This is a genomic window from Micromonospora sediminicola, assembly GCF_900089585.1.
GTDB lineage: Bacteria > Actinomycetota > Actinomycetes > Mycobacteriales > Micromonosporaceae > Micromonospora > Micromonospora sediminicola.
The window spans coordinates 2,111,421-2,132,972 of sequence record NZ_FLRH01000003.1 but is presented as its reverse complement, the minus strand read 5'-3'; the positions used below and the strand labels follow the sequence as shown (position 1 = coordinate 2,132,972).

General features: G+C 74.2%; 15 protein-coding genes. 4 read left to right on the top strand and 11 right to left on the bottom strand.

Going from position 1 to position 21,552, the window contains the following annotated elements:
* Positions 1 to 54: 54 nt before the first annotated feature.
* Together GA0070622_RS10695 and GA0070622_RS10690 are read right to left on the bottom strand one after the other, a co-directional pair.
* Positions 55 to 3,078 carry a bifunctional [glutamine synthetase] adenylyltransferase/[glutamine synthetase]-adenylyl-L-tyrosine phosphorylase gene (locus GA0070622_RS10695; protein WP_091572890.1) on the bottom strand — a complete coding sequence of 1,008 codons (3,024 nt, stop codon included), beginning with the start codon at positions 3,076 to 3,078 and terminating at the stop codon, positions 55 to 57.
* A 1-nt stretch (position 3,079) separates the two neighbouring features.
* Entirely contained in the window at positions 3,080 to 3,847 is a 768-nt protein-coding gene (locus GA0070622_RS10690; RefSeq protein WP_091572886.1) for a type 1 glutamine amidotransferase, read from the bottom strand.
* Positions 3,848 to 3,913: 66 nt separating this feature from the next.
* Between GA0070622_RS10690 and GA0070622_RS10685 the strand changes: the two genes are divergently transcribed.
* Positions 3,914 to 4,843, top strand: a complete 930-nt coding sequence (locus tag GA0070622_RS10685) for a S66 peptidase family protein (RefSeq protein ID WP_091572881.1) — start codon at positions 3,914 to 3,916, stop codon at positions 4,841 to 4,843.
* Positions 4,844 to 4,921: 78 nt separating this feature from the next.
* Here GA0070622_RS10685 and GA0070622_RS10680 read toward each other — a convergent pair whose 3' ends face one another.
* Positions 4,922 to 5,809, bottom strand: coding sequence for a Vgb family protein (locus GA0070622_RS10680; protein WP_091572877.1), 888 nt, complete (start codon positions 5,807 to 5,809; stop codon positions 4,922 to 4,924).
* Positions 5,810 to 5,991: 182 nt separating this feature from the next.
* On the opposite strand from GA0070622_RS10680, the gene GA0070622_RS10675 reads away from it, so the two are divergent.
* Positions 5,992 to 6,453, top strand: a complete 462-nt coding sequence (locus GA0070622_RS10675; RefSeq protein WP_091572872.1) for a hypothetical protein — start codon at positions 5,992 to 5,994, stop codon at positions 6,451 to 6,453.
* A 111-nt stretch (positions 6,454 to 6,564) separates the two neighbouring features.
* On the opposite strand, the gene GA0070622_RS10670 is transcribed toward GA0070622_RS10675, so the two are convergent.
* The 6 genes from GA0070622_RS10670 to glnA all read right to left on the bottom strand — a co-directional run bounded on the left by GA0070622_RS10670 (position 6,565) and on the right by glnA (position 16,249).
* Positions 6,565 to 9,573, bottom strand: coding sequence for a carbohydrate binding domain-containing protein (locus tag GA0070622_RS10670; protein ID WP_091572868.1), 3,009 nt, complete (start codon positions 9,571 to 9,573; stop codon positions 6,565 to 6,567).
* Between the two features lie 202 nt (positions 9,574 to 9,775).
* The gene (locus GA0070622_RS10665; RefSeq protein WP_091572864.1) at positions 9,776 to 10,147 is read right to left on the bottom strand and encodes a VOC family protein; all 372 of its coding nucleotides are present in this window, start codon (positions 10,145 to 10,147) and stop codon (positions 9,776 to 9,778) included.
* A 93-nt stretch (positions 10,148 to 10,240) separates the two neighbouring features.
* Positions 10,241 to 13,597: an NACHT domain-containing protein gene (locus tag GA0070622_RS10660; protein WP_091572860.1), complete on the bottom strand. Its 3,357-nt coding sequence runs from the start codon at positions 13,595 to 13,597 to the stop codon at positions 10,241 to 10,243.
* Between the two features lie 68 nt (positions 13,598 to 13,665).
* Positions 13,666 to 14,358, bottom strand: coding sequence for a helix-turn-helix transcriptional regulator (locus GA0070622_RS10655; protein ID WP_091572857.1), 693 nt, complete (start codon positions 14,356 to 14,358; stop codon positions 13,666 to 13,668).
* A 33-nt stretch (positions 14,359 to 14,391) separates the two neighbouring features.
* Complete coding sequence (locus GA0070622_RS10650) at positions 14,392 to 14,817, bottom strand: DUF350 domain-containing protein (RefSeq protein WP_091572853.1); 426 nt, start codon at positions 14,815 to 14,817, stop codon at positions 14,392 to 14,394.
* Positions 14,818 to 14,899: 82 nt separating this feature from the next.
* Positions 14,900 to 16,249: a type I glutamate--ammonia ligase gene (gene glnA, locus GA0070622_RS10645; protein ID WP_091572849.1), complete on the bottom strand. Its 1,350-nt coding sequence runs from the start codon at positions 16,247 to 16,249 to the stop codon at positions 14,900 to 14,902.
* Between the two features lie 208 nt (positions 16,250 to 16,457).
* On the opposite strand from glnA, the gene GA0070622_RS10640 reads away from it, so the two are divergent.
* Together GA0070622_RS10640 and panB are read left to right on the top strand one after the other, a co-directional pair.
* Positions 16,458 to 18,218, top strand: a complete 1,761-nt coding sequence (locus tag GA0070622_RS10640) for an NAD+ synthase (RefSeq protein ID WP_091572845.1) — start codon at positions 16,458 to 16,460, stop codon at positions 18,216 to 18,218.
* Positions 18,219 to 18,335: 117 nt separating this feature from the next.
* Positions 18,336 to 19,181 carry a 3-methyl-2-oxobutanoate hydroxymethyltransferase gene (gene panB / locus GA0070622_RS10635; RefSeq protein WP_091572840.1) on the top strand — a complete coding sequence of 282 codons (846 nt, stop codon included), beginning with the start codon at positions 18,336 to 18,338 and terminating at the stop codon, positions 19,179 to 19,181.
* Positions 19,182 to 19,247: 66 nt separating this feature from the next.
* On the opposite strand, the gene npdG is transcribed toward panB, so the two are convergent.
* Positions 19,248 to 19,946 carry an NADPH-dependent F420 reductase gene (gene npdG, locus GA0070622_RS10630; protein ID WP_091572837.1) on the bottom strand — a complete coding sequence of 233 codons (699 nt, stop codon included), beginning with the start codon at positions 19,944 to 19,946 and terminating at the stop codon, positions 19,248 to 19,250.
* Positions 19,947 to 20,045: 99 nt separating this feature from the next.
* On the bottom strand, positions 20,046 to 21,482 hold the full coding sequence (locus tag GA0070622_RS10625; protein WP_091572833.1) for an RNB domain-containing ribonuclease: 1,437 nt from the start codon (positions 21,480 to 21,482) through the stop codon (positions 20,046 to 20,048).
* Positions 21,483 to 21,552: the final 70 nt, after the last annotated feature.

Genomic DNA, 21,552 nt, shown 5'->3' with positions numbered 1-21,552 from the left:
GAGGTGTGACGGGCACGGGCGCGAGAACTCATCACCCGGAGCGGATCTCGCCCGTCAGAGCGGGGCTTCGAGGATGCGCTGGACGACGGTGCGGGAGTGGCGGCCGGTGCGCAGGTATTCGTCGAGGAACTCGCCCGGGTCCTCGTGACCCAGCAGGCGCACCACGCCCGCCAGCTCCACCCCGTGCCGGGGCAGCTGGTCGCCGGCCCGACCCCGGACCAGCATCAACGCGTCGCGGACCTGCGCGGCGAGGGTCCAGCCGGCGGCCAGCTCGGCCGCGTCGTCGCCGTCGAGCAGGCCGGCGTCACGGGCGGCGGCCAGGGCGTCGAGGGTACGGGTGCCGCGCAGCGCCGGCAGCCGGCCGGCGTGCCGGAGCTGGAGCAGCTGCACTGCCCACTCGACGTCGGCGAGGCCGCCCCGGCCCAGCTTGGTGTGGGTGGCCGGGTCGGCGCCCCGGGGCAGGCGCTCGATCTCCACCCGCGCCTTGATCCGGCGGATCTCCACCACCTGCTCGCGGGTCAGCCCGTCGGCCGGGTAGCGCACCGGCTCGATCATCGCCTCGAACTGCGCGCCCAGGTCGGCGTCGCCGCAGACGAAGCGGGCCCGCAGCAGCGCCTGCGCCTCCCACACCCGCGACCACCGGGCGTAGTACTGGGCGTACGCGGCCAGGCTGCGCACCAGCGGGCCCTGCCGGCCCTCCGGGCGCAGGTCGGCGTCGACGCCGAGCGGCGGGTCGGGGGCGGGCGCGGAGAGCAGCCGACGCAGCTCCTCGGCGATCGCGTGCGCGGCGGCGCTGGCCGCGCTCTCCTCCGTCCCGGCCGGCGGGTCGTAGACGAAGAGCACGTCGGCGTCGGAGAGGTAGTTGGACTCGTACCCGCCGAGCCGGCCCATGCCGATCACCGCGAAGCGCAGGCCGGGCGGGCCGGGCTGGGCGGCCCGGGCGGCGCGCAGCGCGGCGGCCAGCGTGGCGTCGGTGACGTGGGACAGCGCGGTGCCGACCGCTGTCACGTCGACCACCGTCGGCCGGCGCTCCCCGCCGCCGACCGGGCGCGGGGTGAGCGGGGCGAGCGACCCGGCCCGGCTGAGCACGTCGGCGCAGGCGATCCGGACCAGCTCGCGGCGGCGCAACGCGCGGACCGCCCGGGTGGCCTCGACCGGGTCGTCGTGCCGGGCCGCCGCGGCGGTGAAGCCCTCGACCAGGGTGTCCCGGGGGCGCGGGGTCAGCTCGGTGTCCTCGGCGAGCAGCCGCAGCGCCTCCGGCTCGCGGGCCAGCAGGTCGGCGGCGTAGCGGGAGGAGGAGAGCACCCGGGCCAGCCGGCGCGCCACCGGGCCGGAGTCGCGCAGCAGGCGCAGGTACCAGGGGGTGCTGCCGAGCTTGTCGGAGACCTGCCGGTAGTTGAGCAGCCCCCGGTCCGGCTCCGGGGCGTCGGCGAACTCGTCCAGCAGCACCGGCAGCAGCGTGCGCTGGATGGCGGCGGTGCGGCTGACCCCGCCGGTGAGCGCCTGCAGGTGCCGCAGCGCCCCGACCGGGTCGGCGAAGCCGAGCACCTCCAGCCGGTGCCGGGCCGCCTCGGGCGTGAGGCGCAGCCCTTCGGCCGGCACCCGGGCGACGGATTCCAGCAGCGGCCGGTAGAGCAGCTTGGCGTGCAGCCGGCGTACCTCGGCGGCGTGGGTGACCCACTCGGCGCGGAACTCCTCGACGGCGCTGCGGCCCGGGGTGGCCGCGTAGCCGAGCGCGGCGGCGAGCCAGCGCAGCGCGGCCGGTTCGGTCGGCACGGTGTGGGTGCGGCGCAGGCCCTGGAGCTGGAGCCGGTGCTCGACGGCGCGCAGGAAGCGGTAGCCGCGCAGCAGCGCCTCGCCGTCGGCGCGGCCGACGTAGCCGCCGGCGACCAGGGCGCGCAGCGCCGGGACGGTGCCGGGCACCCGCAGCGACTCGTCGCCGCGGCCGTGCACGAGCTGGAGCAGCTGGACGGCGAACTCGATGTCGCGCAGCCCGCCCGGACCGCGCTTGATCTCGCGTTCCAGCTCCTTCGGCGGCACGTTGTCGAGGATCTTGCGGCGCATGGCGCGGACGTCCTCGACCGCCTCCGGCCGCTCGGCGGCGGTCCAGACCAGCGGGGCGAGCGCCTCGATCCACTCCCGGGCCAGGTCCAGGTCGCCGGCCGCCGGGCGGGCCTTGAGCAACGCCTGGAACTCCCAGGTGCGGGCCCAGCGCTTGTAGTAGGCCAGGTGGCTGGCGAGCGTGCGGACCAGCGGGCCCCGGTTGCCCTCCGGGCGCAGCGCCGCGTCGACCGGCCAGGCGACGAGCCCGCAGATGTGGATCAGCCGGGTGGCGACCTGGGTGGCGGCGGACAGGTCGTCGTCGGCGGCGGCGACGAAGATGACGTCGACGTCGGAGACGTAGTTGAGCTCGTCGCCCCCGCACTTGCCCATCGCCACCACCGCCAGCCGGGGCCGGGGGGTGCCCTCGGGCAGCTCGTCGACGGCGATGTCGTAGGCGGCGGCCAGGGTGGCGTCGGCCAGCCCGGAGAGCGCGGCCATGGTCTGCTCCAGGCCCCGCCCGCCGGTCAGGTCGGCCGCCGCGATCCGCAGCAGCGCCAGCCGGTACGCCTGGCGCAGCAGCGGGACCGCGCCGGTGAGGGTGGTCAGCCGGGCCGCCACGGTCAGGTCGAGCCGCCCGTCGGCGGTGGGGGCGAGACCGTCCGGCTCGGTGGCCAGCACGGCCCACTGCCCCGGGTTGGCCACCAGGTGGTCGCCGAGCGCCGAGGACGCGCCGAGCACCGCGACCAGCCGGCGGCGCAGCCCGGGGTCGGCGGCCAGCGCGTCGCGGACCGCCACCTCGTCCCCGGCGCGCCGCTCCGACTCGACCAGCCGGTGCAGCTGGCGCAGGGCCAGGTCCGGGTCGGCGGCCCGGGACAGCGCGGTGAGCAGCTCGGCGGCGTGCTCGTCGGCCGGTTCCTGCGCCTCCGGGCGCCACAGGTCGAGCCCGTCCGGGCCGAGCAGGTCGGCGGCGCGGGTGGCGCCGTCTCCCTCGGCGAAGCCGTAGCGGGCCAGGCGTCCGCGGGCCGGCCGGGTCACGTCACGCCCCGAGCAGCGGCAGGCTGCGGCGGGTGCTGTCGTCGCCGAGTTCGCCGAGGGCGAGCGCGGCGAACCGGATCGCGAACGGCTGCCAGGCCTCCTCGACGTCGGCCATCGCCCGGTCGCAGGCGGCCACCACCAGCTCCGGGTCGTAGCCCAGCTCGGCCAGCGTGGCCGAGTCGCGGGACCACTCGGCGATCATCGCGGTGTCGCACTCGATGTGGAACTGCAGGCCCCAGGCCCGGTCGCCGAGGCGGAACGCCTGGTGCGGGTAGCGGGTGGAGGCGGCGAGCAGCGTCGCGCCGTGCGGCAGCTCGGTGATCTCGTCGGCGTGCCACTGGAGCACGTCGGGCATCAGCGGCACGTAGCGGAACAGCGGATCCGTCTCGGCGGCGTCGCGCCGACCCACCACGGTGGGGCCGATCTCCGGCCCGGACGGGCTGCGCTCGACCCGGCCGGCGTGCGCGGTGGCGAGCAGTTGCGCGCCCAGGCAGATGGCCAGCGTGGGCACCCGGTGGCGGACCGCCTTGCGCAGCAGCCCCTCCAGCGCCGGGAACCAGGCCGCGCCGGGGCTGTCGTCGGGCAGCGGGTAGGCCTGCTGGTCGCCGCCGAGGACCACCAGGGCGGCGTATCCCTCCAGGTCGTCGGGGAGCGCGTCGCCGGCGTGCGGGCGCACGACGCGCAGCTCCAGACCCCCTTCGGTGAGCCACTCCCCCAGGCGGCGGAGGTCGTCGGTCGGGTCGTTCTCGATCACCAGCGCGGTCGCCACGACGTCGAGGCTAGCCGGTGCGCCCGACGGCGGACGGTCCGGCTCGGCCGCACTAGGCTCCCGGTCGTGCCCACCGACGACTGCCTGCGCCCACCGGCCCTGCGTCCCGGCGACGCGGTGATGCTGGTGTCGCCGTCCGGCCCGACCCGCCCGGAGCGGGTGGCCCGCGGCGTCGAGCTGCTCACCGGCTGGGGCCTGCGGCCGGTGCCCGCGCCGAACGCGTACGCCCGCCGGGGTTACCTGGCCGGCGACGACGCGCTGCGGGCCGCGGACCTGAACGCGGCGTTCGCCGACCCGGAGATCCGCGGGGTGATCTGCACCCGGGGCGGCTACGGGGCGCAGCGGGTGGTCGACCTGATCGACATGGCCGCGGTACGCCGGGACCCGAAGGTGGTGGCGGGCTTCTCGGACATCACCGCGCTGCAGTTCGCGCTCTGGCGCGGCGCGCGGCTGGCCGGGGTGCACGGTCCGGGCGCCGCCTGGCGGGACGAGCGCACCCCGATCCGCTCGGCGGAGTCGCTGCACGCGGCGCTGACCAGCACCGAACCGGTGACCGTCGCGGCGGTCGAGGCGGAGGAGACGTATCCGGTGCGGGTCCCCGGCCGGGCCGAGGGTCGGTTGCTGGGCGGGAACCTGTGCCTGATCACCGCGTCGATCGGCACCCCGGACATGCCCGACCTGCGCGGCGCGATCCTGCTGGTCGAGGAGGTGCAGGAGCCGCCCTACAAGATCGACCGGATGCTGACCCACCTGCGCCGCTGCGGTGCCCTGGACGGGCTCGCCGGGGTGGCGGTCGGCCAGTTCACCGAGTGCGCCGACGGCTGGGACACGACGGTGGTGGACGTGCTCACCGACCGCCTCGGCGACCTCGGTGTCCCGGTCCTCGGCGGCCTCCCCGTCGGTCACGGCCGGAACCAGCTCACCGTCCCGGTAGGCACCCCCGCCGTCCTCGACACCACCGCCGCCACCCTGACGGTCACCCCCGCCGTCCGCTGACCCCCACCCCCACCCGGTCGATCATGAAGTTGGCGGCAGTTGTCGATCTCCACAGCGCCGCCAACCTCATGATCGACGTCAGCGCGGGGTGAGGTGGGCGACGGCGCCGGCTTCCAGGGCGGCCCAGACCGCGCCGTCGGGGGTGACGGTCAGGCCGTGGGGTTCGGAATTCGGCGTCGGCAGGGCGTGGGCGGTGACGTGGCCGTCGGGGGCGACGTGGGCGATGCGGTTCGCGGCCCACTCGGTGAACCAGCAGCCGCCCGCCGGGTCGGCGACGATCGCGTGCGGGCGGGACGTCCGGTCCGGCAGCGGGAACTCGTCGATCCGCCCGTCCGGGGTGATCCGGCCGAGCTGCCCGGCGCCGATCTCGACGAACCAGAGCGCGTCGTCGCCGCCCCGGGTGATGCCGACCGGGCCGGCCGCGTCGGTGGGCAGCGGGTGCACCGCCACCGACCCGTCGAGGTCGACCCGGGCGATCGCGTTCGCCTGGTTCAGCGTCAGCCAGAGCGCCTCGTCCGGCCCGACGGCCAGCATCGACGGGAACGCCTTGGTGACCGGCAGCGGGAACGTGGCGACCTCCCCGTCGACGGTGACCCGGCCGACCGTGTCGTCGCCCATGCCGGCGTACCAGAGCGCCCCGTCCGGCCCGGTGACCAGGCCGCACGGGGAACAGCCGGGCGGCAGCGCGACCGAGCCGCTCTCGCCGTCGACGGTGATCCGGCCGAGCCGGTGGTCGCCGGAGCGGGTGTACCAGAGCGCGCCGTCCGGGCCGGTGGTGATGATCAGCGGCCGGCTCTCCGGCGGGTCGGCGCGGTAGGTCCGCACCTCGCCGTCGAGGCCGAGCCGGGCGACGCCGCCGGAGCCGGCCAGCGTCAGCCAGAGCGCGCCGTCCGGCCCGACCGTGATCGCGTACGGGCCGGAGCCCGGCCCGGTGAGCGGGACCTCGCGGATGACGGGCTGAGTCATGAGGGATGCCTTCCGTCGGGATTCCGCCCAGCCTCACGGCCGCCCCGGCGGCCCCGCAACCGCATTTGTCCGGATCGGTGGCCCCGATTGCCAGCTCGCTGACAGGTTCACCACGGGTTGCCCCCAGCTCCGGCGGTCACTGTCGGTGACGTCATCGCACCACCACCGAACAGGAGAATCGCATGATCCGCACGACGAGGAAGCGCCTGCTGGTCGGCCTCGCCGCCGCCGGGGTGCTCGGCGTCGGGATCGCCGCCCCGACGGTGGCGCTCGCCGACGACAAGACCCCCACTCCGAGCGCCAGCACCAGCACCGACCGGACCGGCGACCGTGAGCAGCGGCAGGCCGAGTTCGCCGACGCGCTCGCCAAGGAGCTGGGCGTCCCGGCCGACAAGGTGACCGCCGCGCTGGAGAAGCTGCGCGAGCAGCGCCAGGCCGACCGGCCGGAGCGGCCGCAGCCGCCGTCGACGCAGGACCGGCAGGCCGCCCTGAAGGAGCGGCTGGACCAGGCCGTCAAGGACGGGAAGCTGACCCAGGAGCAGGCCGACGCGGTGCTCAAGGCCGCCGAGGCCGGCGTGTTCCCGGGCCCGGGCGGCATGGGCCACCGCGGCTGGCACGGCCAGGACGGCAGGCCCGGCGAGTGACCCGGTGGCCCCGCCTCCCCTCGCCGGCCGCACCTCCCTCCCGGCCGGCCCCGGCGGGGCCACCCAGGCGAGGGCGGGGTCCGGACACGTCCGGACCCCGCCACGCTGTCGTCAGCGCAGGTACGGCCCGTCCCCGCCGACCTTCCCCGGGGCCGGGTTGCCGGGCAGGTCGAGCACGTAGACCCGCAGGTTGCCCCGGCCGCTGACCGAGGCGGTCAGCGTGCCGTTGGTGACCGTGCGGACGTCGCCGGTGACCGCGTCGGTGTACCGGCCGTTCGGCACGCCGCTGAACGTGGCGCCGCCGGACACGGTGACCAGGGCGAAGCTGTCCACCGCGCCCTGGGTGAAGCGCCGCTTGTACGCCATCGCGCCGCTGACGCCCTCGGTCGAGTACTGCCCCTTCTGCAGCGCCGGCACGGCCCGCCGGATCAGGTTGAGCCGCTGCACGTGCTTCACCAGCGGTTGGCTGAGCGTGGTGGCGACCGCCCCGCTGGCCGAGCCGATCACTCCGAAGTCGGCGGCGGTGACGCTGCCGGCGAGGTGGTCGCCGTAGTAGGCCCGGCCGGTGGTGTCGAGCGGGCAGCTCGGTCCGCAGTCGATCCGGGCGCCCTTGCGGAACTCGATCTCCGAGCCGTAGTAGAGCGTCGGGATGCCGCGGAACGTCCACATCAGGCTCATGTTCTCCGCCCAGGCGTCGGTGCCGCCGGCGTAGCGGGTGGAGGACTTGTTCGGCCCGTAGTCGTGGCTGTCGACGTAGACCACGTTGTAGGTGGCGTCGTTGTAGCTGTCGTCGGAGTCCTTCCCGTTGCCGAACGCGTTGCCGGCGTCGGAGAAGTTCATGTGCATCCGCATGTCGATCACGTTCATGCCGGAGAACTTCGAGTGGTCCGGCGCGTGGTACGCGTTGCCGCGCAGGAACGCGTTGTCGGTGGTGGGCTGCCCGGACGGGCCGAGCAGCTGCTCGTAGTCGTACTGCTCGATCGCGGCCCGCACGTCGTCGGGGCTGTACTCCCTGCGCTCGGACCAGGTGAAGAACTGGGCGGAGTGGTTGACGGAGCCGCGGTTCCACTTGTCGTTGACGAACGCGGCGACCTCGCCGAAGACGTAGAAGTCCCGGCCCTTCTCGCCGAACCTCGACACGGCGTGCTGCTGGATGGCGGGCAGGAAGCGCCGGTTCCAGGTGACCCGGGGGATGTGCACGGCGGTGTCGATCCGGAAGCCGTCCACCCCCATGTCGATGAACCGGTTGTACGCGTCGATCAGGTAGCGCTGCACCTGCGCGTTCTCGGTGTTGAAGTCGGCCAGGTCCTCGTGCAGCCAGCAGCTGCGCGCGTCCTCGCCCTCCCAGTTGCCGATCCAGCACTGGTGGTACTTGTCGGCGGGGAAGAGCCTGCTGGTCGGCGTGGGCCACTGGCACTGGTAGAGGGTGTAGCCCTCGGCGCTGCGCCCGCCGGTCGGCGTACCCCAGTTCAGGCACTGGTTGCCGGCGGGCGCGGCGGACGACCAGACGTCGCCGTTGTACGGTCGGCCCTTGGCCTTGGCGTTCTGCGCCGGGGTGAGCGCCGGGTCGGTGCCGGTGGCCTCGACCATCGGGTCGTAGGCCCGGCCGGCCTGTGGCTGGTCGTAGTACCACTTCCACTGGTCGTCGCGGGTGCCGTAGACGGTGGGCGTGAACAGGCCCTTCGCGCCCCACCGGGAGCTGTGGTTGTAGACCACGTCCTGGAAGATCTTGATGCCCTTGGCGTGCGCGGCGTTGATCAGGTCCTGGTAGGACGCGCCGGCGCTCTCCAGCCGCGGGTCGACCCGGTAGAAGTCCCATCCGTGGTAGCCGTGGTAGTCGTAGTCGGAGCGGTTGAGCACCACCGGCGTGATCCAGATGGCGGAGAACCCGAGCGCCTTGACGTAGTCGAGCTTGTCGACGAGCCCCTTGAAGTCGCCCCGGAACATCGGGTCGTCGTTCGCCGCGTTTCCCGAGGCGACGTGCTGGCTGCCGCCCCGGTTGTTGGTCGGGTCGCCGTCGGCGAACCGCGCGGTCATGACGAAGTAGATGCTGTCCTCGCGCGGATCGCCGCCGAGTGGCGCGCCGCCGGCCGGCGGGTTGCCGGTGGTCGCGGACGCCGGCGCGCTCGCCGCCGACCGGTTGCCGGCCGCGTCGAGCGCCCGCACCGTCCAGGTGTACGTGGTGGCGGGCCGCAGGTCGTACGCGACGTACCGGGTGGTGGTGCTGGTGACCGTGACGGTGCCCGCGCCCCCGGTGCGGGTCAGCTCGTAGCCGGTGACGGCCCGGTCGTCGGTCGCGGCGGTCCAGCTCAGGGTGACCGCCAGCCCGTCGGCGACGGCGGTGAGCCCGCCCGGCGTGGACGGCGGGCCGGTGTCCGGCACGACCGGCGCGCACGGGTCGGCGGCCCCCGCGGTGACCCGGCCGTTGTCGACGACGCTGCGCCCGACGCCGAGGGTGTAGTCGGCGCCGCCGTTGCTGTCCCAGGTGCCGGCGTTGTTGTTGAACGCGGCGGTGAGCCCGGTGGCGGCGCCGAGGTCGACGATCCGGCGGGCCCAACCGGCGCAGCGCGTCTCCATGGCCACGCCCGGCGCGGTGGTCCAGGTGCCGCCGGTGGGCCGGTAGTGCAGGTTCGCGGTGGACCAGCCGCGCGGGGTGAGGTGGTACCAGACCTCGGCGGTGTTCCCGCCGCCGGTGCTTCCGGTCGGTGTCGGCGTCGGCGTCGGCGGGGGCGTGGCGCAGGGGTCGCCCGCGCCGATCCGCCCGGCGGCGACGGTCACCGTGCCGGCGGCGAGCCGGTAGTTGGCGCCGTTGTTGTTGTCCCAGACGCCGCTGCCGTTGGTGAACACGACCTGGAGGCCGGTGGCCGCACCGAGGTCGACGGTCCGGCGACGCCACCCGGCGCAGGCGGTGTCCATCGGTACGCCGGGCACCGGCGTCCAGGCCTGCCCGTCCACCCCGTAGTGGATGTTGACCGACGCGCCCCAGGCGGCCGGTGGCTGGTAGTAGACGGTGACGGTGTTCGCCGCCGTGGCGGCGGTGAACGGCAGCAGCGCGGCGAGCACGCCGGCGGCGAGCGCGAGCGCTCCCCACCGGCGGCGGGTGGTGGTGGTGCCCCTCATGGCGCTCTCCTGACACCCCCGCCCCGCACGACGGGCGCAAGGGGATGAAGGCGTTGCAAGAACTTGCGACGCGTGGTGCCAGGAAGTTACCAGCTTCGATCCGCGGAAACCAGAGGTTCACAATCGACGATGCGCGCAACCACTTGCACCCACCGCAACGCCTTGCTCCCGGCTGGCCCGCCGGCCGGGAGCAAGGGTGCGGTCAGCCGGCGGCCGGCGGGGTGAAGACGCCGAGCAGGTTGCCGGACGGGTCGCGCAGGCGGGCGTGCGTCAGCCCACTCGGCGTCGTGACCGGCGGCGCGAGCACCGTGCCGCCCGCCGACTCGGCGCGGCGGCAGGTCTCCGCCACGTCGGTCACCTGCGCGTAGAAGATCGCGTAGTTGTCGGCGGCGGAGTCGGTGCCCCGGATCGCGCCGCCGATCCCCGGCTCCCCGCCGGCCGCCGTCTGCCGGTACGACCCACCCGGGCCGCCCTGTTCCTCGAAGGTCCAGCCGAACAGGTCGGCGTAGAACCGCTGCGCCTCGTCCGGCCGGTCGGAGCCGATCTCGAACCAGGTCACGGGTGTGCTGGACATGCTGCCTCCTGTCGTCGCGCCGGCCGTTCGGCCGGCGTCGTCAGAAGTCAGCCTGAGCGGCCGCCGCGACACCGTCCTGTCGGTGTTTCGGAATCACACCGCCACGTCACCGCCGGGCAACGCCCGTCCGGTGGACGGTCGTGGCGGCACGGGAGCCAGCACCAGCGGTCGGATCCGATCGACGAGATCCGGGCGGCGTCCGGCGAACAGCCGGGCGAGCCGGTCGGCCTCCGCCGGGCTGAGGTGGAACTCGTCGATCCCCAGTTCGGTGAGGCGGACCACCGCCTCCACCGCCAACTCCTCGGTGTACGCGCTCCACGAGCCCTGGTCGGCGTGCAACGTTCGCCCCACGATGCGGGCGACCTGACGGGTCTCCGGGTCGTCGGCGCCGATCAGCGCGAGGCAACAGCGGAGGAAGGCGCCGGCGGCCCGGTCCCCGGCCGTCGGCACGAACTCGAGACTGCTCAGCACCGCGATCGCGGCGGCCCGGGTCACGAGGCGATCGGCGGCGAGCCGGTCCAGCAGCACCACCGCCATGTCGACCTCGTCCCGCTCGTCCGAGCCGTGGAAGGCGATCACCAGCGACGCGACCACGCGATAGTGTGCCGCCCGGTCCGCGGGCCCGAGGCCCGGCATCCCCAGGACCGTCGTCACGAGCATGCGGCCCACCGACAGTTGCCCTGTGTCGCCACCACGTACCACCCAGGCGAACCCCGGTGGGAACATCTCCACCAGCGGCTCCAGCGCGTGCTGGACCGCGTCACCGGCGACGCCACACTCGAAGTTGGCCACCGAACGCAGGAAGGCGGCGTCCGGCCCGGACTCCACCTGCAACCAGTTCGACTCCGACGACGAGGTGGGCCGGAACGTCCACCCGAGGTCCACGTCCGGCGGTCTCCATCCCTCCGGAGCGAGGCTCAGGCCGATCTCCCGGCGCCGGCCGTCGCCCCGCCGGTCCAGCGCGACGGCGTTCACCAGACTCCGGTACTCGCCCTCGGCGAGCTGCGAGCGCCAGAGCAGTGCCTGGCGCGTCCAGGGCACCCGGACGTCCGGCTCCGCCGGATAGAGCTGACCGCCGGACAGCTCCTCGACCGCGCAGAGCGCCAGCACGAGCAGGTTCGCACTGTAGACGGCGTGCCGTTCGGGCACCGACAGCGCCCGGGGCCGGTACGAGGCGAACGTCCGCCCGGGCCGTCCGTGGTGCACGCTCTGGAACAGGCGCAGCAGCACGTCGAGGATGCCCGCCGCGTGATCGCCCGGAGACGACCGGAGAGCCTCGACGAGGAACGCGACGACCGGCGCCCGCCCGGTCAGGGTCGCGAACGACAGCAGCGCGTGCAGTGGATCGTCGTCGACCGACGCGCTCCGCAACATGGTCGTCGCCGCCTCCCGGGCAGCCAACTCCTCCAGCACGAGCGCGGTCGTCCGGGCGACCAGGAACTCGCCGAACGTGGCATGCAGGAACTCGTACGTCTCCGTCCGCTGGTCCCCCCGCAGCGCCTGCGTCCGGTGGACGAAGAAGAAGCGCCCCAGCACGATCTCCGCGGCCCGCAACGGCACCCGGAGGCTGCCGTCGGCGCGCGCCTGCGGCGCCCCGCCCGCCAGGAACGCGAGCTCGCCGAGGTCCGCCTCCAACTCCTCCTCGGTGACCCACTGCACGCCCCGGTTGAACATCGCGAAGGCCACCACGGCCAGCCGGCGCAGCTCCGCCTCGGTGGCGCGGGACAACTCCCGCTCGGACAGCCCCTCCCGGTGCTTGACCACCTCACGCCGGGCGAAGCTACGCAGCAGCTTCTCGTACAGCTCACCCCGGCCGAGCGTGCCGGCCGACCGCAGGTCGTTGCCGTCGGCGGCGTAGAGGGCGAGCATGAGCAACAGCAGTGGCTGCCCGGCCAGCTCGCGGTGGGTCAGCACGGCCGCCGGATCCAGCGGCGGCACGCCGAGCACCGCGAAACCGTCGGAGTTGGCCGCGTTCCAGGTGGTCACCCAGCGGGCGACCCGTGCCGGGTCGAACGGCTCCAGCCGGAGCGCGACGGTCCCCGGCGGCGGCTTCGCCCGGTCGGCCACACTGGTCCGGCTCGTGACCAGCACCGCCACCGGTCGCCCCTGATCCACCTCGCGCTGCTGGAACTGGGCCACCTTGAGCAGGTAGTCCGTCTGGGTCACGCCGGTGGCCTGGAGCAGTTCGTCGAAGCCGTCCAGCAGCACCACCGGCAGGGCGTCGCCGGCCGACCGCGCCACCTTGGGCCATGCCAACCGCTCCCCGGTGGCGTCCCGCACGGCCTGCTCGATCTGATCCTGAAGGTCCGCCTCCAACCGGACCTCCCGCAGCACCACGCGGACGACCAGGAAGTCACGGGCCGGCAGCTGGGCCGCGAGGACCCGGGTCAGCACGGACTTGCCGGAACCGGGCTGACCCAGCACCAACAACGGCGCGTGAACCGCCTGGGGGGAGGTGAGATGCCCGATCAGGAACTGGACGAGATCCTCGCGGGCCGGCTGCACCGCCCACCACGACTCGTCGCTCGGCCGCGACTGCTCGCCCAGTGCGGCCACCCGGTACGAGGGCGGCACGTACGCGACGCCGAGCGCCGGGACCCGGAGACCGTCCGGCACCTCACCCGAGTTGATGATCGGCCGGTCGAGCTGCGCGCGGTACGAGCGGGCCAACGCCTCCCGCCAGTCGCTGGGCGTGCCGCCGGTGGCCATCGCCGCCAACGTCTCGCGCAGCTCGACCAGCCCGACCGCGAGCTGGCGTACCTCTCCGCGGGTCGCCTCGTGCTCGTGCAACCCGGCCCAGAACGCGACCTCCGGGAAATCCGCCGCCAAGGCGGTGAGCAGATCACGATGGCGCCCGACCGCGAACTCCGGTAACCGCTCCAGCGCCTGCCGCAGCGACTGCTTCTCCCCGTCGGTCAGCCGTTCGCCCACGGCCAGCCCGTCGACGAAGTCCGCGACCCGCCCGACCAGGAGCACGTAGTGGTTCCGCAGCAATTCCCGCAGCCTCGCATAGGGCACCTCGGGCGCGGGGAGCGGCGCCGGGACCTCGAAGAGGACCCGTGCGACGGACCGCCTGCTCTCCGGCCCCGCCCCTGCCAGGGTCAGCTGCTCGGACCGACGCAGCTCCAGGTCGGCGAAGTCGAAGGGCAGGTCCGCCTCGGCCAGCGCCTCGAAGAACGCGGTCACCGCGATCACCGCGTGCGCGGCCTCCAACCGCTGCGTGCGCCCGTACCGGGACAGCCCGGAGCGCTTCTCGGACGCGACCCGTACCACTTCGTGGCCGAGCCGGACGAACTCCGCCTTGGCGTCGAAGAGGCCGAGCAGCGCCGGCACCGGCACCGACGCGGCCAGCAGCACTCCCCCGGTCAGCTTGTCGAACCAGTCGACGACCTTGCTCTTCTCCCCGCCCAACAGGCGTACGGCGTCGGCGTAGCTGAGCGTGTCGGGCACGCGTGTTCCTCCCCCGGGGCGGCAGACCCGCCAGCCTCCCCCATCCGGACCGGAAACGCTGTCGGGTTTCAGACCAGGGTGAGCGGGCGGACCCGGTCGACCGGGAGGTCGAGGTCGTCGGGGCGCAGCTCCCGGGTCACCGGCTCGGCCAGCGGGTGCACCGAACGGATGCGGTCGGTGCGGAAACACCGCAGCCCGTCGCGCAGCCGGCACCAGGCGACCAGGTACCAGTGCGTCGCGTTGCCCAGGTAGGCCAGCGGCTCCACGTCGCGCGCCGAGTCGGCGCCGTCGCGGTCGGCGTACCGCAGGCGCAGCACGCGCCCGGCGGCGACCGCGTCGGCGACGGCGGCCGGGACGGGGGTGCCCGGCCCGTCGCCCACCAGGTGCACCCGGCCGGCGAGCCGGTGCGCCTCGGCCACCGCGGCGGGCGGCATCACCGCGACCAGCTTGCGCAGCGCGGCCCCGGCCGCCGAGGCGAACGGGGAGCCACCGAGGCGGTGCAGCGCGACGGCCATCGCCACCGCCTCGGCCGGGGTCAGGTTGACCGGCGGCAGCGTGCGCGCCCGGTCGACCACGTAGCCGCCGGTGCGGCCCGGCTCGGCCCAGATCGGCACCCCGGCGCCCTGCAACGCGCTGATGTCGCGCTCGACGGTGCGGGTGCTGACCTCGAAGCGGTGGGCCAGCCAACGCGCGCTGCGCGGGCGCGGCGACACCGCCCGCAGCTCCTCGACCAGGGCGTAGAGACGGTCGGTGCGGTTCACCTCCCGGACGCTATGCCCCGGGTCCGACAACCGTCAGGCGATGCAGGCGCAGACGATCAGCGCGGCGCCGAAGTGGGTGGCGGCACTGACCCGGGCCGCCGGGTGCGGCTCGTCGGCGGCGATGACGTCACCGAGCTTGCCCGGGGTGAGCAGGTCCAGCACCAGGAACGCCAGCGCCATCACCAGCAGACCGACCAGCCCGAAGATCACCGTGGAGGCCAGCCCCTTGGCGAAGGAGCTGTAGCTCGTCAGCACGGCGGTGAACACGATGCCGGCGATGCCGAGCTGGTTGGCGGCGAGCAGCAGCGCCGCGTTGCCGTTGCGGCGCGTCCAGATCAGCTCCCGCAGCTTTCCCGGCGTGAGCAGGTCGACCAGCAGGAACCCGGCGGCCATCAGGCCCACCCCGACGACCCCGAACACGATGCTCTGCCACGCCCCGTTGAGCAGGTCTCCCAGCACCGAACGCCCTCCCCGGCTCCGTTCGCCCGGCGCGGGTGCGCGGGCGGTGCCGCAGACGATAGCGGCACCGCGCCACGGTGATCTAGAGCGAGAGGTAGTGCTGCCGCTCGTAGGGGGTGACCTCGCGGCGGTACTGCTCCCACTCGGCCCGCTTGTTGCGCAGGAAGAAGTCGAAGACGTGCTCGCCGAGCACCTCGGCGACCAGCTCGGAACCGGCCATCACGTCGATCGCCTCGGACAGGTTCTCCGGCAGCGCCTCGTAGCCCATGGCGCGGCGCTCGGCGCTGCTCAGCGACCAGACGTCGTCCTCGGCGCCCGGGGGCAGCTCGTAGCCCTCCTCGATGCCCTTGAGGCCGGCGCCGAGCATCACCGCGAACGCCAGGTAGGGGTTGGTCGCCGAGTCCAGCGACCGCACCTCGACCCGGGCCGAGTTCGGCTTGCCGTAGGCCGGGACCCGGACCAGCGCGGAGCGGTTCAGGTGACCCCAGCAGACGTACGCCGGGCTCTCGGTGATCCGGTCCGGCAGGGCCTGCGGGAACAGCCGCTTGTAGGAGTTGACCCACTGGTTGGTGACCGCGGTGTATTCCCGGGCGTGGGTGAGCAGCCCGGCGATGAACGACTTGGCGACCTTGGACAGCTTCATCGGGTCGCCGGCGTCGTGGAACGCGTTGCGCTCCCCCTCGAACAGCGACAGGTGGGTGTGCATGCCGCTGCCCGGCTGGTCGGTGAACGGCTTCGGCATGAAGCTGGCCTGCACCCCGGTGGAGAGCGCCACCTCCTTCACCACGTGCCGGAACGTCATGATGTTGTCGGCGGTGGTGAGCGCGTCGGCGTAGCGCAGGTCGATCTCCTGCTGACCCGGGGCGACCTCGTGGTGGCTGAACTCCACCGAGATGCCGATCCGCTCCAGCGCCAGCACGGCCTGGCGGCGGAAGTCCCGCGCCACGGCGTGCGTGGTGTGCTCGAAGTAGCCGCCGGTGTCCACCGGGACGGGCACCGAGCCGTCCTGCGGGCCGTTCTCCAGCAGGAAGAACTCGATCTCGGGGTGGGTGTAGAAGGTGAAGCCCTTGTCGGCCGCCCGGGAGAGCATCCGGCGCAGCACGTGGCGCGGGTCGGCCCAGGACGGGCTGCCGTCGGGCAGCAGGATGTCGCAGAACATCCGCGCGCTCTCGCCGCTGACCCCGCCCTCGAACGGGAACACCTGGAACGTGGTCGGGTCGGGCATGGCCACCATGTCCGACTCGAAGACCCGGGCGAAGCCCTCGATGGCGGAGCCGTCGAAGCCGATGCCCTCCTCGAAGGCCGCCTCCAGCTCCGCCGGGGCCACCGAGACGCTCTTCAGCGTGCCGAGCACGTCGGTGAACCACAGCCGGACGAAACGGATGTCCCGCTCCTCCAGCGTACGGAGGACGAACTCCTGCTGACGGTCCACATCCACCCCTCGTGACACGTACGTCCTGCACCGGTCGGGCCGGCCCGGCTGACCGCTCAGTCTTCACCGGCCTCGTTACGCCGACGTTACGCCCTTCCCCGGCGGGTCGTCCTGCCGTGTCCCGCCCCGGGGGACGCCGGGCGGGCGGTGGCCCGCGTCTCCCACGACCGGCGGGACTGGGGCGGGACGACTGGGGGAAGATGGGGACATGCCCACCCTGCGTCTCGCCCTGTGCCAGGTCAACCCGACGGTCGGCGACCTCACCGGAAACGCCGAGCGGGTCCGCGCGTGGACCCGCAAGGCCGCCGACTCCGGCGCCCAGCTGGCCCTCTTCCCCGAGCTGATGGTGACCGGCTACCCGGTCGAGGACCTGGTCTTCCGCCGGTCCTTCGTCGCCGCGTCCCGGGCCGCGCTGCACCGGCTCGCCGCCGACCTGGCCGCCGACGGCCTCGGCGACCTGCCGGTCCTGGTCGGCTACCTGGACGCGGACGGGCCGCCGCAGGTCAGCTCCGACGCCGAGCCGGGCCGGGGGGCCCGCAACGCGGCGGCGCTGCTGCACCGCGGCGAGGTGGTGGCCACCTACTTCAAGCACCACCTGCCCAACTACGGGGTGTTCGACGAGGACCGCTACTTCGTCCCCGGCGACACGCTGACCGTGGTGCGCGTCGGCGGGGTCGACGTGGCGCTGACCATCTGCGAGGACCTGTGGCAGGCCGGCGGCCCGTTCGCGGTGGCCCGGCAGGCCGGCGTCGGGCTGGTGCTGAGCATCAACGGGTCGCCGTACGAGCTGAACAAGGACGACGCGCGGCTGCCGCTGGTGCGCCGGCGCGCCGCCGAGGCGGGCGCGGCGATCGCGTACGTGAACATGGTCGGCGGCCAGGACGAGCTGGTCTACGACGGCGACTCGCTGATCGTGGACGCCGACGGGACGCTGCTGGCCCGGGCGCCGCAGTTCGTCGAGCACCTGCTGGTGCACGACGTGGAGCTGCCCGCCGCGCCGGAGGCGACCGGCGGCGCCACCGACCTGGCCGACGGGATGCGGCTGGTCCGCCACGATGTCTCCGGCATCCCGGCCGGGCCGACGGGTGAGGCGGCGACCGGCGGGATCATCGAGCCGGTCGCCGACGAGGCCGAGGTGTGGCAGGCGCTGGTGCTGGGGCTGCGCGACTACGTGGACAAGAACCGCTTCCCCTCGGTGGTGCTCGGCCTCTCCGGCGGCATCGACTCGGCGGTGGCGGCGGCCCTCGCGGTGGACGCGCTCGGCCCGCAGCGGGTGGTCGGCGTCTCGATGCCCAGCCAGCACTCCTCCGAGCACTCCCGCACCGACGCCGAGGACCTGGCCAAGCGGACCGGCCTCGACTACCGCGTCGAGCCGATCCAGCCGATGGTGGACACGTTCCTGGCCAACATGTCGCTGTCCGGCGTGGCGGTGGAGAACCTCCAGGCCCGGGTGCGCGGCGTGATCCTGATGGCGCTGTCGAACCAGGAGGGCCACCTGGTCCTCACCACCGGCAACAAGAGCGAGCTGGCGGTGGGCTACTCGACGCTCTACGGCGACTCGGTGGGCGGCTACAACCCGGTCAAGGACGTGTGGAAGACGCTGGTCTGGCGGCTGGCGAAGTGGCGCAACGCGGACGCGGCCCGGCGCGGGGAGACCCCGCCGATCCCGGAGAACTCGATCGGCAAGCCGCCGTCGGCCGAGTTGAGCCCCGGCCAGCTCGACAGCGACACGCTGCCCGACTACGACGTGCTCGACCCGATCCTGATCGGCTACGTCGACGGCGACCTGGGCCGCGACGGCCTGATCGAGTCCGGCCACGACCCGGCGGTGGTGGACAAGGTGCTGCGGATGGTGGATACCGCCGAGTACAAGCGGCGGCAGTCCGCGCCCGGCACCAAGATCTCCATGAAGGCGTTCGGGCGGGACCGGCGACTGCCGATCACCAACCGCTGGCGCGAGGACGGCTGAGCGGGCCTCGGCCGGGAGTGAATTCCTCCACTCCGACCTGCCCCCGACCGGCCGCCCGGTGCGACGATCGCGGGGAACCCGGGGACCGCGCGCGCGGCCTCGAGGAAGGAGATTGTCATGGTGGAGTCCACCCCGACCGAGGTGACCGCCCTCTACGGCGGGCCGGCCACCCGGCGGATCCGCACCCGTGACCTGATCGCCGCCAAGGAGCGCGGCGAGCGGTGGGCCATGCTCACCTCGTACGACCAGTACACCGCCTCGATCTTCGACCAGGCGGGGATCCCGGTGCTGCTGGTCGGCGACTCGGCGGCGAACAACGTCTTCGGCTACGAGACCACGCTGCCGGTCACCGCCGAGGAGCTGCTGCCACTGGTCCGCGCCGTGGTGCGGGCCACGAGGCACTCGCTGATCGTCGGCGACCTGCCCTTCGGCTCCTACGAGGAGGGGCCGGCGCAGGCGCTGCGCACCGCGGTGCGGTTCATGAAGGAGGGCGGCTGCCACGCGGTGAAGCTGGAGGGCGGCCGGCGCTGCGCCGCCCAGATCGAGGCGATCGTCGGGGCCGGCATCCCGGTGATGGCGCACATCGGCTTCACCCCGCAGAGCGAGCACACGCTCGGCGGCTACCGCGTGCAGGGCCGGGGCGACACCGCCGAGGAGGTGCTCGCCGACGCGCGGGCGGTGGCCGAGGCGGGCGCGTTCGCGGTGGTGCTGGAGATGGTGCCGGGCGAGGTGGCCAAGCGCGTCACCGGCGAGCTGCGCATCCCCACCGTCGGCATCGGCGCCGGCCCGGACACCGACGGTCAGGTGCTGGTCTGGCAGGACATGGCCGGGCTGCGCACCGGCCGGGCGCCCCGGTTCGTCAAGCGTTACGCCGACCTGGCCGGCGCGCTCACCGACGCCACCCGCCGGTTCGCCGACGAGGTACGCGGCGGCGAGTTCCCCGCCCCCGAACACACCTTCTGAGGTGTAAGGAAGGGCCCCTTCTTAACGCCTGGCGTAGAGGAGGGGCCCCTTCTTAACAAGCGCCGCTCAGAGATCCGTGACCCGGATGCCGGCGTGCGCCTTGTAGCGCTTGTTGATCGCGATCAGGTTCGCGGTGAACGCCTCGATCTGGTGGGCGTTGCGCAGCCGGCCGGCGTAGATGCCGCGCATCCCGGGGATCCGGGCGGCCAACGCGGCGACCACGCCCACCAGGTCCCGGTCCTCGGTGCAGATCAGCACGTCGAGGTCGATCCGGTCGACCTCCGGGTCGGCCAGCAGCGGCGCGCTGACGTGGTTGAACGCGGCGCAGACCCGGGAGTCGGGCAGCAGCGCGGCGGCCTGCTGCACGGCGCTGCCCTCGGCCACGGTGAGCGCGTACGGGCCCTGCTTGTCGAAGCCGAGCGGGTTGACGCAGTCCACGACGATCTTGCCAGCCAGCGGCTCGGCGAGCGCGGCGACGGTGGCGGCGTGCCCGTCCCACGGCACCGCCACGATCACCACGTCGCTGCGCCGGGCGACCTCGTCGTTGTCGGCACCGGTGACCGTCGCGCCGGCCGGCATCCCGGGCAGGGCGGCGATCTCGGCGGCGGCCTGGGCGGCCCGGTCGGCGGCGCGGGAGCCGATCAGCACGGTCTGCCCGGCCCGGGCGAACCGGTAGGCGAGTCCCCGCCCCTGGTCGCCGGTGCCACCGATGATGCCGACGGTCAGCCCGGAGACGTCGGGCAGCGTGGTCGCGTCGTAAGCCATGCGGTCATCCTCGCAAAGGGTGCCCGGCGTCGGAGCGTCGAGGCGCTGTGACAATCCCCGCCCCGGTCGCCGGGTCGGGTGCGGGACATCCACCGCCGGTCAGGCGCGTTCGAAGGCGACCTTGCGCTCCACCGGGTCAGCCACGGTCAGCCGGACCCGGACGCGCTCGCCCAGCGGCAGGTCGCCGACGCAGCGGGCCCGCACCGGCGGCTCGTCCAGCGCGACAGTGCCGCCGGGCGGCCGGCCGGCGCGGCCGTTGCCCGCCGGGCGCGGCTCGTCCACGTCCAGCACCGCCGCCTCGAACGTCTCCCCCACCCGGTGCGCCAGCAGCACCGCCTCGGCCAGCTCGATCGCGCCCCGGGTGGCCGCGCCGGCGGTACGGTCGGTCGTCGCCATCACCTCCGGCAGCTTCGGCAACGCGGCCCGGACGTGCTCGGGCACCTCCCGGCCCTCGTGCAGGGCCAGGCACGCCTCGGTGGCGTAGCGGTCGGCGAGCCGGCGCAGCGGCGCGGTGACGTGCGCGTACGCGGCGGCCACCCCGCCGTGCTCGGGCTGCTCGGGCACCGCGCCGTCGAAGGCGGTGTACGCGGCCCCGCGCATCAGCTCGGCGGCCTGGTCGACGAAGGCGGCGGCCCGGGGTCGCGACGCGTCCAGCCCGGCGAGCACCTGACCGACCGGGACACCGTCCGGCCACGGCACGCCGAGCGGGCCGGCGGCGGTCCGCAGCCGCTCGACCGCCTCCGCGCGGGGACGCGGCATCGTCCGCAGCAGCCCGATCCGGCCGGCGAGCATGATGTCGGCGGCGGCCATGCCGGTCAGCAGCGAGATCTGGGCGTTGTGTTCCTCCATCGCGCCGGGGCCGCGCAGCACCAGCCGCCAGCCGTCGCCGTCGGGCTCGACGTCCTGCTCGGGCAGCGGCAGATTGATCGCGCCCCGGTGCAGACCACGGGTGGTGAGCAGGGCCCCGATCTCGGGCAGCAGGGCGATCGGCTCGGGCAGCCGGCCGGCGTCGGCGTCGCGTTGCACCCCGCCGTAGTCGAGCTTCGCCCGGCTGCGCACCAGGGCCCGTTCCAGGGTGACCGCGACCGTGCCACCGTCGGCGTCCAGGTCGATGGTCCAGAGCACCGCGGCCCGGTCGGCGTCGGGCAGCAGGCTGGCCGCCCCCTCGCTGAGCGTGTGCGGGTGCAGCGGCACGTTGCCGTCCGGCAGGTAGACCGTCTGGCCCCGGCGCCACGTCTCCGCCTCCAGCTCACCGCGGGGGCGTACGTGGGTGAACACGTCGGCGATCGCGTACCGCACGCGGTAGCCGCCACCGGGACGGCGGGCGAGGTGCATCGCCTGGTCGAGGTCGCGCGAGGTCGCCGGGTCGACCGTGACGAACGGGACGTCGGTGCGGTCGGCGACGGCCGGCGGCGGCGCGGCCGCCGCCGTGTCGGCCTCGCGCTGCGCCGCGGCCGGGAAGCTCTCGGGCAGTCCCAGCTCGCGGCGCAGCGCGCCGAAGTCGATGCGGGGCGCCAGTACGCGTCGGATCACCACGCGGTCAATCCTGACAGCGCCCCGCACGTTCCGCTCACCGGCGCGACGGCGTCAGCTCCCGCCGCGCGGG

Bases quoted from the DNA above. Each gene is read 5' to 3' on its own strand.
- panB (WP_091572840.1), top strand. From the start codon at position 18,336: ATGGTGGAGTCCACCCCGACCGAGGTGACCGCCCTCTACGGCGGGCCG.
- GA0070622_RS10665 (WP_091572864.1), bottom strand. From the start codon at position 10,147: ATGTCCAGCACACCCGTGACCTGGTTCGAGATCGGCTCCGACCGGCCG.
- GA0070622_RS10680 (WP_091572877.1), bottom strand. From the start codon at position 5,809: ATGACTCAGCCCGTCATCCGCGAGGTCCCGCTCACCGGGCCGGGCTCC.
- npdG (WP_091572837.1), bottom strand. From the start codon at position 19,946: ATGGCTTACGACGCGACCACGCTGCCCGACGTCTCCGGGCTGACCGTC.
- GA0070622_RS10675 (WP_091572872.1), top strand. From the start codon at position 5,992: ATGATCCGCACGACGAGGAAGCGCCTGCTGGTCGGCCTCGCCGCCGCC.
- GA0070622_RS10670 (WP_091572868.1), bottom strand. From the start codon at position 9,573: ATGAGGGGCACCACCACCACCCGCCGCCGGTGGGGAGCGCTCGCGCTC.
- GA0070622_RS10640 (WP_091572845.1), top strand. From the start codon at position 16,458: ATGCCCACCCTGCGTCTCGCCCTGTGCCAGGTCAACCCGACGGTCGGC.